Annotated in this window: 11 protein-coding genes and 1 tRNA gene; 7 read left to right on the forward strand and 5 right to left on the reverse strand. The window is 69.0% G+C overall.

All coding sequences use genetic code 11. The features are described from left to right. The first annotated feature begins 134 nt into the window (after positions 1-134). The 5 genes from lon (at position 135) to KHC23_RS09975 (ending at position 5151) form a co-directional block, all read left to right on the forward strand. On the forward strand, positions 135-2573 hold the full coding sequence (gene lon, locus KHC23_RS09955; RefSeq protein WP_213372008.1) for an endopeptidase La: 2439 nt from the start codon (positions 135-137) through the stop codon (positions 2571-2573). A 341-nt stretch (positions 2574-2914) separates the two neighbouring features. Then, positions 2915-3193 (forward strand): HU family DNA-binding protein, encoded by a 279-nt coding sequence (locus KHC23_RS09960; protein ID WP_018386927.1) that lies wholly within the window; start codon positions 2915-2917, stop codon positions 3191-3193. A 361-nt stretch (positions 3194-3554) separates the two neighbouring features. Further along, positions 3555-3630, forward strand: a tRNA-Val gene (locus KHC23_RS09965). A gap of 94 nt (positions 3631-3724) precedes the next feature. Beyond that, positions 3725-4396: an HAD-IA family hydrolase gene (locus KHC23_RS09970; RefSeq protein WP_213372010.1), complete on the forward strand. Its 672-nt coding sequence runs from the start codon at positions 3725-3727 to the stop codon at positions 4394-4396. Next, positions 4393-5151 carry an ATP12 family chaperone protein gene (locus KHC23_RS09975; RefSeq protein WP_213372012.1) on the forward strand — a complete coding sequence of 253 codons (759 nt, stop codon included), beginning with the start codon at positions 4393-4395 and terminating at the stop codon, positions 5149-5151. The genes KHC23_RS09970 and KHC23_RS09975 overlap by 4 nt, the downstream gene beginning before the upstream one ends. 8 nt (positions 5152-5159) lie before the next feature. Here KHC23_RS09975 and KHC23_RS09980 read toward each other — a convergent pair whose 3' ends face one another. From KHC23_RS09980 to KHC23_RS09990, 3 genes are all read right to left on the reverse strand, one after another. After that, on the reverse strand, positions 5160-6344 hold the full coding sequence (locus KHC23_RS09980; protein ID WP_213372014.1) for an acetate/propionate family kinase: 1185 nt from the start codon (positions 6342-6344) through the stop codon (positions 5160-5162). A 5-nt stretch (positions 6345-6349) separates the two neighbouring features. After that, on the reverse strand, positions 6350-7318 hold the full coding sequence (locus KHC23_RS09985; RefSeq protein WP_213372017.1) for a phosphate acetyltransferase: 969 nt from the start codon (positions 7316-7318) through the stop codon (positions 6350-6352). A gap of 150 nt (positions 7319-7468) precedes the next feature. Next, a complete protein-coding gene (locus KHC23_RS09990) occupies positions 7469-7846 on the reverse strand; it encodes a RidA family protein (RefSeq protein ID WP_213373186.1) in 378 nt (125 codons plus the stop codon). Positions 7847-8068: 222 nt separating this feature from the next. On the opposite strand from KHC23_RS09990, the gene KHC23_RS09995 reads away from it, so the two are divergent. Further along, on the forward strand, positions 8069-9154 hold the full coding sequence (locus tag KHC23_RS09995) for an aldose epimerase family protein (protein ID WP_213372019.1): 1086 nt from the start codon (positions 8069-8071) through the stop codon (positions 9152-9154). A 3-nt stretch (positions 9155-9157) separates the two neighbouring features. Here KHC23_RS09995 and KHC23_RS10000 read toward each other — a convergent pair whose 3' ends face one another. Both KHC23_RS10000 and KHC23_RS10005 read right to left on the reverse strand, forming a co-directional pair. After that, complete coding sequence (locus tag KHC23_RS10000; protein WP_213372021.1) at positions 9158-10645, reverse strand: carboxypeptidase M32; 1488 nt, start codon at positions 10643-10645, stop codon at positions 9158-9160. 46 nt (positions 10646-10691) lie between these two features. Beyond that, on the reverse strand, positions 10692-11636 hold the full coding sequence (locus tag KHC23_RS10005) for a hydrogen peroxide-inducible genes activator (RefSeq protein ID WP_213372022.1): 945 nt from the start codon (positions 11634-11636) through the stop codon (positions 10692-10694). Between the two features lie 166 nt (positions 11637-11802). Here KHC23_RS10005 and katG point away from each other — a divergent pair, with 166 nt between their 5' ends. Next, on the forward strand, positions 11803-13980 hold the full coding sequence (katG, locus tag KHC23_RS10010; RefSeq protein ID WP_213372031.1) for a catalase/peroxidase HPI: 2178 nt from the start codon (positions 11803-11805) through the stop codon (positions 13978-13980). Positions 13981-14022 lie beyond the last annotated feature (42 nt).

Here is a 14022-nt window from a genome sequence, read left to right on the forward strand (position 1 = left end):
ACGTGCCCAGCGCGCCTCACGCGGCCCCCGCACAGAGATCAACGTTCGCGTTCCGGCCGCATTGCGGCACGGTACCGCCCGGCGACGGCTGTCGTCGGGACACGGCGCCTGCCGTCAACAGAAAGGAAAGAGCCATGACGAGCCCCAAGCCTCGCACCGCGCTCACCCCGGGCGTCCCGCAGACCTTCCCGGTCCTGCCGCTGCGCGACATCGTCGTTTTCCCGCACATGATCGTGCCCCTGTTCGTCGGCCGTGAGAAGTCCATCCGCGCCCTTGAGGAGGTGATGCGGAACGACACCTTCATTCTGCTGGCGACCCAGGAGAACGCCTCCGACGACGATCCGGAGACCAACGCGATCTACAAGATCGGCACGCTCGCCTCGGTGCTCCAGCTGCTCAAGCTGCCGGACGGCACGGTCAAGGTGCTGGTCGAGGGCATTTCGCGCGCCAAGGTCGACCACTACACCGACCGCACCGACCTCTACGAGGCGCAGGCCTCGGCGCTGGAAGAGGACCTCGGCTCGAAGGTCGAGGCCGAGGCGCTCGGGCGCTCGGTGCTGGCCGAGTTCGACAGCTATGTGAAGCTGAACAAGAAGGTCTCGCCGGAAGTCGTCGGCGTCGTCACCCAGATCGAGGACCACTCGAAGCTGGCCGATACCGTCGCCTCGCATCTCGCGGTGAAGATCCCCGAGAAGCAGGCCGTGCTGGAGATCCTCAAGGTCACCACGCGCCTTGAGAAGGTGCTCTCGCTGATGGAGAGCGAAATCTCGGTCCTCCAGGTCGAGAAGCGCATCCGCACGCGCGTCAAGCGGCAGATGGAGAAGACCCAGCGCGAGTACTATCTCAACGAGCAGATGAAGGCGATCCAGAAGGAGCTGGGCGACGGCGAGGATGGCCGCGACGAGCTGGCCGAGCTGGAAGAGCGCATCAAGACCGTCAAGCTGACCAAGGAAGCCCGCGAGAAGGCGACGCACGAGCTGAAGAAGCTGCGCCAGATGTCGCCGATGTCGGCCGAGGCGACGGTGGTGCGCAACTATCTCGACTGGCTGCTGTCGATCCCGTGGGGCAACCGCAGCAAGATCAAGAAGGACCTTCCCTTCGCCCAGAACGTGCTCGACACCGACCATTTCGGCCTCGACAAGGTCAAGGACCGCATCGTCGAATACCTCGCCGTGCAGAGCCGGCAGAACAAGCTGACCGGCCCGATCCTGTGCCTGGTCGGCCCGCCCGGCGTCGGCAAGACCTCGCTCGCCAAGTCCATCGCCAAGGCGACGGGGCGCGAATATCTGCGCGTGGCGCTCGGCGGCGTGCGCGACGAGGCGGAGATCCGTGGCCACCGCCGGACCTATATCGGCTCCATGCCCGGCAAGATCATCCAGTCGATGCGCAAGGCGAAGAAGGCCAACCCGCTGTTCCTGCTCGACGAGATCGACAAGATGGGCGCGGATTTCCGCGGCGATCCGTCCTCGGCCCTGCTGGAAGTGCTCGACCCCGAGCAGAACCACACCTTCGCCGACCACTATCTGGAGGTCGATTACGACCTCTCGAACGTGATGTTCGTCACCACCGCCAACACGCTGAACATCCCGCCGGCCCTGTTGGACCGGATGGAGGTGATCCGCATCGCCGGCTACACCGAGGACGAGAAGGTCGAGATCGCGCGTCGCCATCTCATTCCGCAGGCGCTGACCAAGCATGGCCTGCAGCCGAAGGAATGGTCGATTGATGACGAGGCGCTGCTGACGCTGGTGCGCCGCTACACGCGGGAAGCCGGCGTGCGCAACCTTGAGCGCGAGATTTCCAACCTCGCCCGCAAGGCGGTGAAGGATCTGATGCTGACCAAGAAGAAGACGGTCAAGGTCACGCTCAAGCAGTTGGAGGACTATCTCGGCGCGCCGAAGTATCGCTATGGCGAGGCCGAGGCCGAGGATCAGGTCGGCGTGGTGACGGGCCTTGCCTGGACCGAGGTCGGCGGCGAGATTCTGACCATCGAAGGCGTGATGATGCCCGGCAAGGGCAAGATGACGGTCACCGGCAATCTGCGCGACGTGATGAAGGAATCGATCTCGGCGGCGGCGTCCTATGTCCGCTCGCGGGCGCTCGATTTCGGCATCGAGCCGCCGCTGTTCGACCGCCGCGACATCCATGTCCACGTTCCCGAGGGGGCGACCCCGAAGGACGGCCCGTCCGCCGGCGTCGCCATGGCCACGGTGCTGACCTCGGTGCTGACCGGCATCCCGATCCGCCGCGACATCGCCATGACCGGCGAGATCACGCTGCGCGGCCGGGTGCTGCCGATCGGCGGCCTCAAGGAGAAGCTGCTGGCGGCGCTGCGGGCCGGCATCAAGAAGGTGCTGATCCCCGAGGAGAACGCCAAGGACTTGGCGGAAATCCCGGACAATGTGAAAAACGCGCTGGAGATCGTGCCGGTGTCGCGGATGGACGAGGTGCTGCACCACGCGCTGATCCGCCAGCCCGAGCCGATCGTGTGGGAGGAAAAGGTGCTGGCCCCGACCGCCGAGGTTGAGCCGGTGATCGCCCGCGACGAGGTCGGCGGACTCGCCGCGCACTGAGCGCGAACGGCAGCGACGGAACGGAGGGCGGCGGTACCCGGCGGGTGCCGCCGCCTTCTCTTTTTCGCCGCCTCGCCCTGCCGCTTGCGGGCCGCGCCGCGCCACCGCCGCGGGCGGCGGTTCGGCCGGGGTCGAGGGGGTCATGAACGCCCAAATTGCAGGCGCGTGGTTCCGTCCCGAAATGAGGTATCGAAATACTTGAAACCCCACTGAAGTCGTGTATTTGTGCGGGTTTCTCGGCACGGACGCTTGCAATCGCCGCATTTTGGGGAAAGTGTGCCCGCCCGTCGTCGGTGCATGCGATCGACGATTCTTGTGCAATCAAGGGAAGGACCGGTCAGATGACCACGAAGAACGAACTCGTCGCCGCCGTGGCCGAACAGGCCAAGCTGACGAAGGCCGCTGCCGCGGCTGCGGTCGACGCGACCTTCGACGCCATTGCCGCCTCGCTGAAGGCTGGCGAGGAAGTGAAGCTGATCGGCTTCGGCAGCTTCTCCGTCGTGACCCGCGCGGCCCGCGAAGGTCGCAACCCGCGCACCGGCAACCCGGTCAAGATCGAGGCGTCGAAGGCCCCGAAATTCACGCCCGGCAAGGGCCTGAAGGAAACCGTCAACGGTTGATCCTTCGCGCTGAGGCGCCGCGCCCCCCGGGCCCGAAGGCACGGGGCGCGGTGCGGCGCCAGCGGCGTGGGTTCGCCGGCCGTAACAACCGGCGGACCACCGCTGCCCGACCGGCGGTGAGCGCCGCGGGCTTCAGGATGCGGAGCGGCGCCGGCGCCACCCGCCTTTTCCGCTTAGCGGGCGCCATCCGCGTCCACCGCTTCGCGGGCGCAAGGCGCCACGGCATCGCGGTGTCGCGGAAGCCGGAGAAACAGCCCCCGAACGCCATACGGAACGTGCGGCGTCGGAAGCGCCGGATGCCGGAAGAATTCCTTGCCGCCTCTCGCCGTCGATGCTTAAAGGCGGCCGGCAGGTGCCGTCCGGGCGGTTAGCTCAGTTGGTAGAGCATCTCGTTTACACCGAGAGGGTCGGCGGTTCGAGCCCGTCACCGCCCACCAGCGGCCCCATACCGGCGCCCGCATTTGCCATGAGGCCGCTGATCGAAGCTGCCAGAGGCGGAAGGCCGGCCGTACCGGCGAAGGGCATCGGCCGATGAAACTCATCCTGTTCGACTGCGACGGCACGCTGGTGGACAGCCAGCACGTCATCGTCGCCGCCATGGGCCGGGCTTTCGCCCGCGCCGGGCTCGCCGTGCCGCCGCGCGAGGCGGTGCTCGGCATTGTCGGCTTGTCGCTGGTCGAGGCGATGCAGCGGCTGGGCGAGGGCGACCCGCGCTTTCCCGCCGAGCGGCTGGCCGATCTCTACCGCGCAGCCTTTCGCGAGCTGCGCACCGAGCCGGATTTCAACGAGCCGATGTTTCCCGGCATGCGCGCGCTGATCGACACGCTCGCCGCCCGCGACGACGTGCTGCTCGGCATCGCCACCGGCAAGTCGCAGCGCGGCGTGGCAGCCGTGCTCGGCCATCAAGGGCTGGAAGGGCGCTTCGTCACCATCCAGACCGCTGACGACGCCCCTTCCAAGCCGCACCCGGCGATGGTGCTGCAGGCGATGGCGGCGACCGGCGCGGAGGCGATGGACACGGTGCTGATCGGCGATACCAGTTTCGACATGGTGATGGCGCGCGCCGCCGGCGCCCGCGCCGTCGGGGTGACCTGGGGCTACCACGCACAGGACCTGCTGCGGCAGTCCGGTGCCGAGCGGCTGGTGTCGGATGCCGACGAATTGCTGCGGGCGATCGACGAGATCTGGGAGCTGGTGCCGTGAACGACGCTACCCCGGAAACGCCGCCGGCGGCCGCGCGGCCCGGCACTGAGCGCAAGCTTCCGAAGCGTTTCTACGCCAACGCCGACGCGGCGCCGGCCGGCGACGGGCTGTTCCGGATCGAACTCGACGGGCGTGCGGTGCGCACGCCGGGGCGCAACCTCGTCGCGGTGGCGAGCCCGGTGCTGGCCGAGGCGCTGGCGCAGGAGTGGCGTGCCCAGGCCGAGGTGATCGACCCGGTGACCATGCCGATGACCCGGCTTGTCAATTCCGCGCTCGACGGCGTGGCCGGCGCGATGGAGGAGGTCGGGGCCGAGATCGTGCGCTATGCCGGCAGCGATCTGCTCTGCTACCGGGTCGAGGCGCCCGAGCCGCTCGTGGCCCTGCACGCGGAGCTGTGGGACCCGCTGCTCGACTGGGCGCGCGCGCGCTTCGGCGCCACCTTCATGCTGAGCGAGGGCGTTGTCCATGTCGCGCAGCCACCCCGCACGCTGGACCTCATCGCCAGCGCGCTGCCGGACGACCCGCTGCGACTGGCGGCGCTGAACCTGCTCACCACGCTGAGCGGCTCGGCGATCCTCGCGCTTGCGGTGGCGCATGGCCGGCTTTCCGCGGAAGAGGCATGGCGGGCCGCCCATGCCGATGAAGAGGTTCAGGAACGGCTCTGGGGCACCGACAGCGAGGCGCTGGAGCGCCGCACCCGGCGCTATCGCGATTTCGAGGCGGCGGCGCGGTTCTTCACCCTGCTGGCGGCCTGAGGCGCGCCTTACGCCGGGCGCAGCAGCGCCAGCGTCGCCAACGCGATCATCCGCTCCTCGTCGGTGGGAATGACGAGGACGCGCGGGCCCGGCCCGTCGGCGTCGATCCAGGTCTCGCCGGCGTCATTTGCCGCCATGTCGAGGGCGACGCCCAGCATGCCGAGGCGGGCGCAGACCCCGGCGCGTATGGCCGGCGCGTGCTCGCCGATGCCGGCGGTGAAGACCAGCGCGTCGAGCCCGCCGAGCGTCACCGCGAGCTGCGCCACCGCCTGCGCGACGTGCAAGGTGAAATAGTCCACCGCCAGCGCGGCGGCGGGGGCGTCGCTGGCCAGCAGTTCGCGCATGTCGCTAGAGAGGCCGGAAAGTCCCTTCAGGCCGCTGTCGTGGTAGAGCATATGGCCGACCTCGGCCGCGCTCATGCCCTTCTGCTCGATGAGATGCAGCACCACCCCGGGGTCGAGCGAACCACAGCGTGTGCCCATCGGCAGGCCGTCCAGCGCGGTGAAGCCCATGGTCGATTCCATGCTGCGGCCGTCGAGCAGGCCGCAGGCCGAGGCGCCCGAGCCGAGATGGCAGATGACCACCCGCCCGCGCGCCAGCACCGGCGCCCGTTCGCGCAGCGCGCCGGAGACGTATTCATAGGACAGGCCGTGGAAGCCGTAGCGCCGCACGCCGTCCTCATAGAGCCCCTCCGGCAGGGCGAAGCGGTCGGCGACGTCCGGATGGCCGCGGTGGAAGGCGGTGTCGAAGCAGGCGACCTGCGGCAGGTCCGGCCGGCGCTCGGCGATGACGCGGATCGGGTCGAGATTGGTCAGCTGGTGCAGCGGTGCCAGCGGGATGAAGCTCTCCAGCGTGCGCAGCACCTCGTCATTCACCCTCTCGGGATGGGCGTAATGCGGCCCGCCATGCACGACGCGGTGGCCGACGCCGATCAGCTCGAACGCGGCCAGATGCGGCGCCACCCATTCGCTGATCGCGTGCTGGGCCTGCGGCGCGCCGGGGATCTCCTCCGGCGCAAAGCTGCGGTCGAGGAGAACGGTGCCGGCCTCGTCCTTCGCCTTAAGGCGCGGGCGGGTGCCGATGCCGTCCAGCGCGCCGCCGAGGACGAGCGCGACGTCGCGCGCGGTGACGCGGTAGAGCTTGAACTTGATGCTGGACGAACCGGCATTGATGACGAAGATGGCCTCGCTCATCGCGCTCACCCTCCCAGGCCCGGCTGGCGCAGCCGCGCCTGCGCATAGAGCACCGCCACCGCGCAGGAGGCGAGGCGGGTCTTCAGCGTATCGGCGCGGCTGGTGAGGATGATCGGCACCCGCGCGCCGAGCACGAGGCCGGCGGCGTCGGCGCCGGCCATGAAGGTGAGGTTCTTGGCCAGCATGTTGCCCGCTTCGAGATCCGGCACGACGAGAATCTGCGCACGGCCGGCGACGGGCGAGACGATGCCCTTGATGCGCGCGGCTTCCGGCGAGATGGCGTTGTCGAGCGCCAGCGGCCCGTCGAGATCGCCGCCGGTGATCTGGCCGCGATCGGCCATCTTGCACAGCGCCGCCGCCTCGATGGTGCTGGGAATCGAGGTGGTGACGGTTTCCACCGCCGACAGGATGGCGACGCGCGGACGCCCCAGACCGAGCCCGACATGCAGGTCGATGGCGTTCTGCACGATGTCGCGCTTGGCGTCGAGGTCGGGGAAGATGTTGACCGCCGCGTCGGTGATGAACAGCGGCTCTGGGTAGCTCGGCACGTCCATGATGAAGACGTGGCTGATGCGCCGGCCGGTGCGCAGCCCGGTGTCGCGGGCGGTGACGGCACCGAGCAGTTCGTCGCTGTGCAGGCTGCCCTTCATCAGCAGGGCGGCGCGCCCCTCGCGCACCAGTTCCACCGCCCGCGTCGCCGAGGCGACGCTGTGCGGGGTGTCGATGATCTCGACGCCGGACAGGTCGAGCCCTTCGGCCTGCGCCACCGCGTGGATACGGGCGCCGGGGCCGACGAGGATGGGGATGATGAAGCCGGCCCGGGCGGCGTCGAGCGCGCCGTGCAGCGAGGCGGCGTCGCAGGGATGGGCGATGGCGGTCTCCAGCGCTTCCACCTCGCGGGCACGGGCGATCAGGCGCTCGTAATTGCCATGGTCGATGGTGGGGACGGCGTCGGGCCGGGTGGCCGTGTCCATCTGCTCGTCTCCGTTCCGCCGGCGCCGCGCCGATCGTGCCGCTTTGCACAGTGGGTGCCGCCGCTGACGACAGAACGACACAGACCGGGCTTCGGCGCCAGCGTCCATGACCTGACGCAAACGCCGTCGCTCACATGAGGAAAAGCGCGCTCAGCCCGGCCGGCGGGCGACGAGGTCGATCTCCACCAGCGCGTCGCGGGCAAGGCCGGTGACGCCGACGCAGGTGCGGGCCGGGCGACGCTCATTCGGGAAATAGGAGGCGTAGACCGCGTTCATGGCGGGATAGTCGCCCTTGAAGTCGGTGAGGTAGACGCGCGCCTGCACCACATGCGACAGGTCGAGCCCGACGCCGGCGAGCACCAGCACCAGATTGTCCATGACGCGGCGCGTCTGCGCCTCGACTCCCTCGGGCAGCGGGCGCGCATCATCGTCCGGCCAGGTCGGCATCTGGCCGGTGATGAACACCCAGCCATCCGCTTCCACCGCATGGCTGAACGGGGCGACCGGCGTCGGCGCGCCGGCGATCATGTGGAACTGCGCCATGGGTCTGTCGGGCCTCCTCGGCGGGGTGAAGCGATGCGGGACATTCGACCGGCGGCGGGCGGGGCGTCAACAGGGATCGCGCGCGCGGCTCTTCCGCCGGCGCCGGGGGTGGAATTCGGCGGCGGACGGCGCGACAATGGAGTGGTTTCGAGGGCCGGGCAGCCGTGCGGCCCACAGGCGTGACCGGCAGCGTTTCGAGTAGCGAGCATGAATCAGTGCCCATCCGTCCCCGGCCTGCAGCGCGAGCCTTTCGGCAGGCTCGCCGACGGCACCCCGGTCGAGCGGTTCCGGCTGACCGGGGAGAGTGGCTTCGAGGTGGCGGTGCTCACCCTCGGCGCCACGGTGCAAGCGCTTCACGTGGCCGATCGGCGCGGGGAGGTCGCCGACATCGTGCTCGGCCACGACACCCCCGAACCCTACGTGGCGGAGCCGCGCTTCTTCGGCGCGGCGGTGGGACGCTATGCCAACCGCATCGCCGGCGGGCGCTTTATGCTGGACGGGACGGAGCATCGCATTCCGGCCAATGACGGCCCGCATGCCTTGCATGGCGGGCCGGACGGCTTCGACCGGCGGGTGTGGAGCGTGGAGCAGGCGCTGGAGGGGGCGATGCCCTCGCTGACCCTCGGCCTCGTCAGCCCGGATGGCGACCAGGGCTTTCCCGGCACGCTGACGGCACGCGTCACCTACACGCTGAGCCGGCCGGGCGAACTCACCATCGCCTTCGCGGCGACAACGCAGGCGCCGACCCTCGTCAACCTCACCCATCACGGCTATTTCAATCTCGGCGGGGTGGAGGCCGGCGGCGACGTGCTCGACCACCTGCTGACCATTCATGCCGACGACTACCTTCCCGTCGACGCGGCGGCGATTCCGCTCGGCGGGCCGGAAAGCGTGGATGGCACGCCGTTCGATTTCTGCACGCCGCGCTGCATCGGCGCCCGTATCCGGCAGGCGCATGAGCAACTGGGGCACGGGCGCGGCTACGACCACAATTACTGCCTCGCCGGCGGGTCGACCACGCAGCCGCGCCTCGCCGCCCGGGTCGAGCACCCCGCCTCCGGCCGGGTCATGGAACTGCTGACCGATCAGCCGGGGCTGCAATTCTATTCCGGCAATTTTCTCGACGGCTCGGCGGTCGGCAAACAGGGGCGGCTGTACCGTCAGTCCGACGCTTTCTGTCTCGAACCGCAGACCTGGCCCGATGCTCCCAACCGCCCGGGCTATCCCTCCGCCCGGCTGGACCCGGGCCAGACCTACCGGCACGTCTCGGTCTACCGCTTCACCACGGCCTGAGCCTCAGCCGAGATAGCGCCGGGCGAGGTGGGCCTTGAACATTCCGGCATCGAGCGGGCGGCCGGTGGCGCGGGTGAGCAACTCGTCGGTGCTGAAACGCGCGCCCTGCCCGTGGACATGAGTGCGCAGCCAGCCGACAAGCGGGGCGAAGTCGCCGCGGGCAATGCCGGGCAGCGCGTCCGGTTCGGCCCGGCAGGCGGCGTCGAACAACTGGGCGGCGGCGATGGCGCCGAGCGTGTAGGTGGGGAAATAACCCCAGCCGCCGCTCGGCCAGTGGATGTCCTGCAGGCAGCCGAGCCGGTCATTGGGCGGCACGGTGCCAAGCAATTCCTTCATGCCGGCGTTCCACGCGGCCGGAAGCTCGGCGAGCGGCAGGGCGTCGGCGATCAGCGCCTTCTCCAACCGATAGCGCAGGATGACATGGGCGGGGTAGGTGACCTCGTCGGCATCGACGCGGATGAAGCCGCGCTCGATGCGGGTGTAGCGCCGCCACAGCGCGTCCGCCTGCCAGTCCGGGCCGGAGGCGCCGAAGGCCTCGCGCATCAGCGGGGCGGCGAAGTCGAGGAATTCAGGACTGCGGCAGGCCTGCATCTCCATCAGCAGCGACTGGCTCTCATGCAGCACCATGCCACGCGCCTGCCCGACCGGCTGGTTCATATAGGCTGCGGGGCGGCCCTGCTCGTAGAGCGCGTGGCCGGTCTCGTGGATCACCCCCATCAGCGCCTTGGCGAAATCGGCCTCGTCGTAGCGCGTGGTGATGCGCACATCATTGTCGGCGCCGCCGCAGAAGGGGTGGGTGGAGACATCGAGCCGCCCGCGCGAAAAGTCGTAGCCGAGGGCGGCCATGATCCGCTGGCCGAGCCCGCGCTGCGCCTCGACCGGGAAGGGGCCTTCGAGCGGCGCCGGAGTGGGGCGGCGGGCCTGCGCTTCCAGCGCCTCCTGCGTGAATCCGGGCAGGAAGGCGGCGAGATCGTCGAACAGCGCGTCGATGGTCGCGGAGCGCCCGCCGGGCTCGTAATCGTTGAGCAGGGCGTCGTAGGGCGACAGGCCGAGCCGTTCGCCCTTGGCGGCGCCGGCCTCGCGCTGGAGATGCAGCACTTCGGCGAGATAAGGCCGCAGGCCGGGGAAATCGGAGTCTTCGCGGGCCTGCCGCCACGCCATCTCGCAGGCGGAGATCGCCTTGCTGGAGGCTTCCACCAGATCGGCGGGCAGGGCGGTCTGGGCGGTCCAGACACGACGTATCTCGCGCAGATTGGCGCGCTCCCACTCGCCAAGCGTGGCGTCGCCGCCAGCTTCCTCCAGCCAGTCGCCGATGCGCGCATCTGCTGCCATTTCATGCTGCAGAACCCGCAGCAGGGCAAGGCTCTCGGCCCGGCTGGCGGCGGCGCCTTTCGGCATCATCGTGTCACTGTCCCATTGCAGGATGCCAACGGCGTTCGACATGGCGGCGATGCGGCCGAAATGGGCGGCGAGGGAGGCGTAGGCGGACATGAGGCGTCTCCGGCGGGTGGCGGCGCGGGCCGCCCTGCGCCCCCTTCTAGCCGAGGCGGGAGTGCGGCGGAACAGGACCGTTGCCGGTACCGGACGTTCCGCCGGCAAGGCCCGCCTCACGGACGATTGCGGCCATCTGCTCGAAGGAACTGGCCAGCGGGTTGGTCCGGCGCCAGACCATGCCGATGGTGCGGGCCGGGTGCGGCGGGGCCAGCCGCGCCACCGAAACCGCGGCTGAGCGGGTCTCGATGGCCACCGCCATCTGCGGAATGAGCGTGACGCCGATGCCGGCGCCGACCATCTGCACCAGCGTGGTCAGCGAACTGCCCTCCATCAGCTCGCGCGACAGGCGCGGCGTCAGGTTGCAGAACGAAAGCGCCTGCTCTCGGAAGCAATGGCCCTCCTCCAGCAGCAGCAGCCGCATCTCGCGCAGCATGTCCGAGCTGGGCACCGGCTGATCGGCCTCGCCGAGCGGGCGCACGAGGACGAACTCCTCCTCGAACAGCGGGTATTCGTTCAGCGAGGGCTCGGACACCGGCAACGCGACGATGGCGGTATCGAGCCGCCCGTCGACGAGATCGTCCACCAGCCGCTGCGTCACCGCCTCGCGCGGGCGCAGGTCGAGGCCGGGGAAGCGGGCCGCCAGCCGCTGCATCACCGCAGGCAGCAGATAGGGCGCGACGGTGGGGATGACACCGATCCGCAGCCGTCCGGCGAGCGGGCTGTGCGAGGCGCGGGCGAGGTCGTCGAGTTCGTCCACCGCCCGCAGGATGCTGCGCGCCCGGGTGGCGAACTCCTCGCCGAGACTGGTGAGCCGTATCTGCCGCATGCCGCGCTCGACCAGCGGCGCGCCGAGAATTTCCTCCAGCTCCTTGATCTGCAGCGACAGGGCGGGCTGGGAGATCGCGCAGGCCTCCGCCGCCCGGCCGAAATGCCCGTGATGGGCGAGCGCCTCGAAATAGCGCAGATGCCGCATGGAGATGCTAATCATAAGTATTTCATATCGCAGCAATTAGAAAATGCAAATTTTCATTATTGAGTGCGTAGGATAAGACCATTTCAAAAGTGAAGGCCTCCGGTGCGGCGCTGATATCTGCGACCGTCCGAGCGCCCCGCGACCCGTATCGCCCGCCAGCGAAGCAAGATCGGAGAGCCCAATGGACGACATCACGAACAGGCCGGCCGGCAAGTGCCCGGTGATGCATGGTGCCATCACCGAAGTCGGCACGTCGAACATGGATTGGTGGCCGACGGCGCTCAATCTCGACATTCTCCACCAGCACGACACCAAGACCAACCCGCTGGGCAAGGACTTCAACTACCGCGAACAGCTCCGCTCGCTCGACTTCGACGCGCTCAAGGCCGACATGCGGGCGCTGATGACCGAGAGCCAGGAGTGGTGGCCGGCGGATTGGGGCCATTATGGCGGGCTGATGATCCGCCTGTCGTGGCACGCGGCTGGCTCCTACCGCCTGGCGGACGGGCGCGGCGGCGGCGGCACCGGCGACCAGCGCTTCGCGCCGCTCAATTCCTGGCCGGACAATGTCAGCCTCGACAAGGCCCGCCGCCTGCTGTGGCCGATCAAGAAGAAGTACGGCAACAAGGTGAGCTGGGCCGATCTCATCGTGATGGCCGGCACCGTCGCCTATGAGACGATGGGCCTGAAGACCTTCGGCTTCGGCTTCGGCCGCGAGGATGTCTGGCATCCCTCGAAGGACACCTATTGGGGCTCCGAGCGCGAATGGCTGGCGCCGAGCGACAACCGCTACACCAATGTCGACGAGCCGGCGACGATGGAGAACCCGCTCGCCGCGGTGCAGATGGGCCTCATCTACGTCAACCCGGAAGGCGTGAACGGCAAGCCGGACCCGCTGAAGACGGCGGCGCAGGTGCGCGAGACCTTCGCCCGCATGGCGATGAACGACGAGGAGACCGCGGCGCTGACCGCCGGCGGCCACACCGTCGGCAAGACCCACGGCAATGGCGATGCCCAGGCGCTCGGCCCCAACCCGGAAGCCGCCGCGCTCGAAGAGCAGGGGCTGGGCTGGTCCAACCCGAACCAGAACGGCCTTGCCAGCCGCGCCGTGACCTCCGGCCTCGAAGGCGCCTGGACGACGCACCCGACGGTGTTCGATATGGGCTTCTTCGACATGCTGTTCGGCCATGAATGGGAGCTGCGCAAGAGCCCGGCCGGCGCCTGGCAGTGGGAGCCGATCAACATCAAGGAAGAGGACAAGCCGGTCGACGCCAGCGACCCCTCGATCCGCCACAACCCGATGATGACCGACGCCGACATGGCGATGAAGGTCGACCCGATCTACAACGCGATCTGCCAGAAGTTCATGGCCGATCCGGAGTATTTCAAGGACACCTTCGCCCGCGCCTGGTTCAAGCTGACCCATCGCGACATGGGGCCGAAGGTCCGCTACATCGGCCCGGACGTGCCGGCGGAAGACCTGATCTGGCAGGACCCGGTGCCGGCCGGCGCCACCGATTACGACGTCGCGGCGGTGAAGGCGAAGCTGATCAATAGCGGCCTCAGCATCGGCGAACTCGTCAGCACCGCCTGGGACAGCGCCCGCACCTATCGCGGCTCCGACATGCGCGGCGGCGCCAATGGCGCCCGCATCCGCCTCGCCCCGCAGAAGGACTGGGAAGGCAACGAGCCGGCCCGGCTCGCCAAGGTGCTCTCCGTGCTGGAGCCTATCGCGGCGGAGACCGGCGCCAGCCTCGCCGACGTCATCGTGCTCGGCGGCAATGTCGGCATCGAGCTGGCGGCCAAGGCGGCCGGCCATGACGTGACCGTGCCGTTCGCGCCCGGCCGTGGCGACGCCACCGACGCGCAGACCGACGCGGATTCGTTCAGCGTGCTGGAGCCGCTGCATGACGGCTACCGCAACTGGCTGAAGAAGGACTATGTCGTCACCCCCGAGGAGATGCTGCTCGACCGCACCCAGCTCATGGGCCTGACCGCGCCGGAGATGACCGTGCTGGTCGGCGGCCTGCGCATGCTCGGCGCCAACCATGGCGGCAGCAAGCATGGCGTGTTCACCGCCCGCGAGGGCGCGCTGACCAACGACTTCTTCGTCAACCTGACCGACATGGGCAATAGCTGGAAGTCGGTGGGCGAGGGGGTCTACGAGTTGCGCGACCGCAGGACCGGCGCGCCGAAATGGACCGCCACCCGCGTCGACCTCGTGTTCGGCTCCAACGCCGTCCTGCGCGCCTATGCCGAGGTCTATGCCCAGGACGACGCGCAGGAGAAGTTCCTGCACGACTTCGTCGCCGCCTGGACCAAGGTGATGAACGCCGACCGCTTCGATCTCGTGAACTGAGGCCGGGCGCCGGACCCCGGCGCCACGCTGCAAGCCGACCCT

Origin of the sequence: Ancylobacter dichloromethanicus (assembly GCF_018390645.1) — a bacterium.
Classification (GTDB): domain Bacteria; phylum Pseudomonadota; class Alphaproteobacteria; order Rhizobiales; family Xanthobacteraceae; genus Ancylobacter; species Ancylobacter dichloromethanicus.

What these genes read in the sequence shown, in the direction of transcription:
- lon (WP_213372008.1), top strand. Translation starts at nt 135, where the DNA reads ATGACGAGCCCCAAGCCTCGCACCGCGCTCACCCCGGGCGTCCCGCAG.
- KHC23_RS09960 (WP_018386927.1), top strand. Translation starts at nt 2,915, where the DNA reads ATGACCACGAAGAACGAACTCGTCGCCGCCGTGGCCGAACAGGCCAAG.
- KHC23_RS09970 (WP_213372010.1), top strand. Translation starts at nt 3,725, where the DNA reads ATGAAACTCATCCTGTTCGACTGCGACGGCACGCTGGTGGACAGCCAG.
- KHC23_RS09980 (WP_213372014.1), bottom strand. Translation starts at nt 6,344, where the DNA reads ATGAGCGAGGCCATCTTCGTCATCAATGCCGGTTCGTCCAGCATCAAG.
- KHC23_RS09985 (WP_213372017.1), bottom strand. Translation starts at nt 7,318, where the DNA reads ATGGACACGGCCACCCGGCCCGACGCCGTCCCCACCATCGACCATGGC.
- KHC23_RS09990 (WP_213373186.1), bottom strand. Translation starts at nt 7,846, where the DNA reads ATGATCGCCGGCGCGCCGACGCCGGTCGCCCCGTTCAGCCATGCGGTG.
- KHC23_RS09995 (WP_213372019.1), top strand. Translation starts at nt 8,069, where the DNA reads ATGAATCAGTGCCCATCCGTCCCCGGCCTGCAGCGCGAGCCTTTCGGC.
- KHC23_RS10000 (WP_213372021.1), bottom strand. Translation starts at nt 10,645, where the DNA reads ATGTCCGCCTACGCCTCCCTCGCCGCCCATTTCGGCCGCATCGCCGCC.
- KHC23_RS10005 (WP_213372022.1), bottom strand. Translation starts at nt 11,636, where the DNA reads ATGATTAGCATCTCCATGCGGCATCTGCGCTATTTCGAGGCGCTCGCC.
- katG (WP_213372031.1), top strand. Translation starts at nt 11,803, where the DNA reads ATGGACGACATCACGAACAGGCCGGCCGGCAAGTGCCCGGTGATGCAT.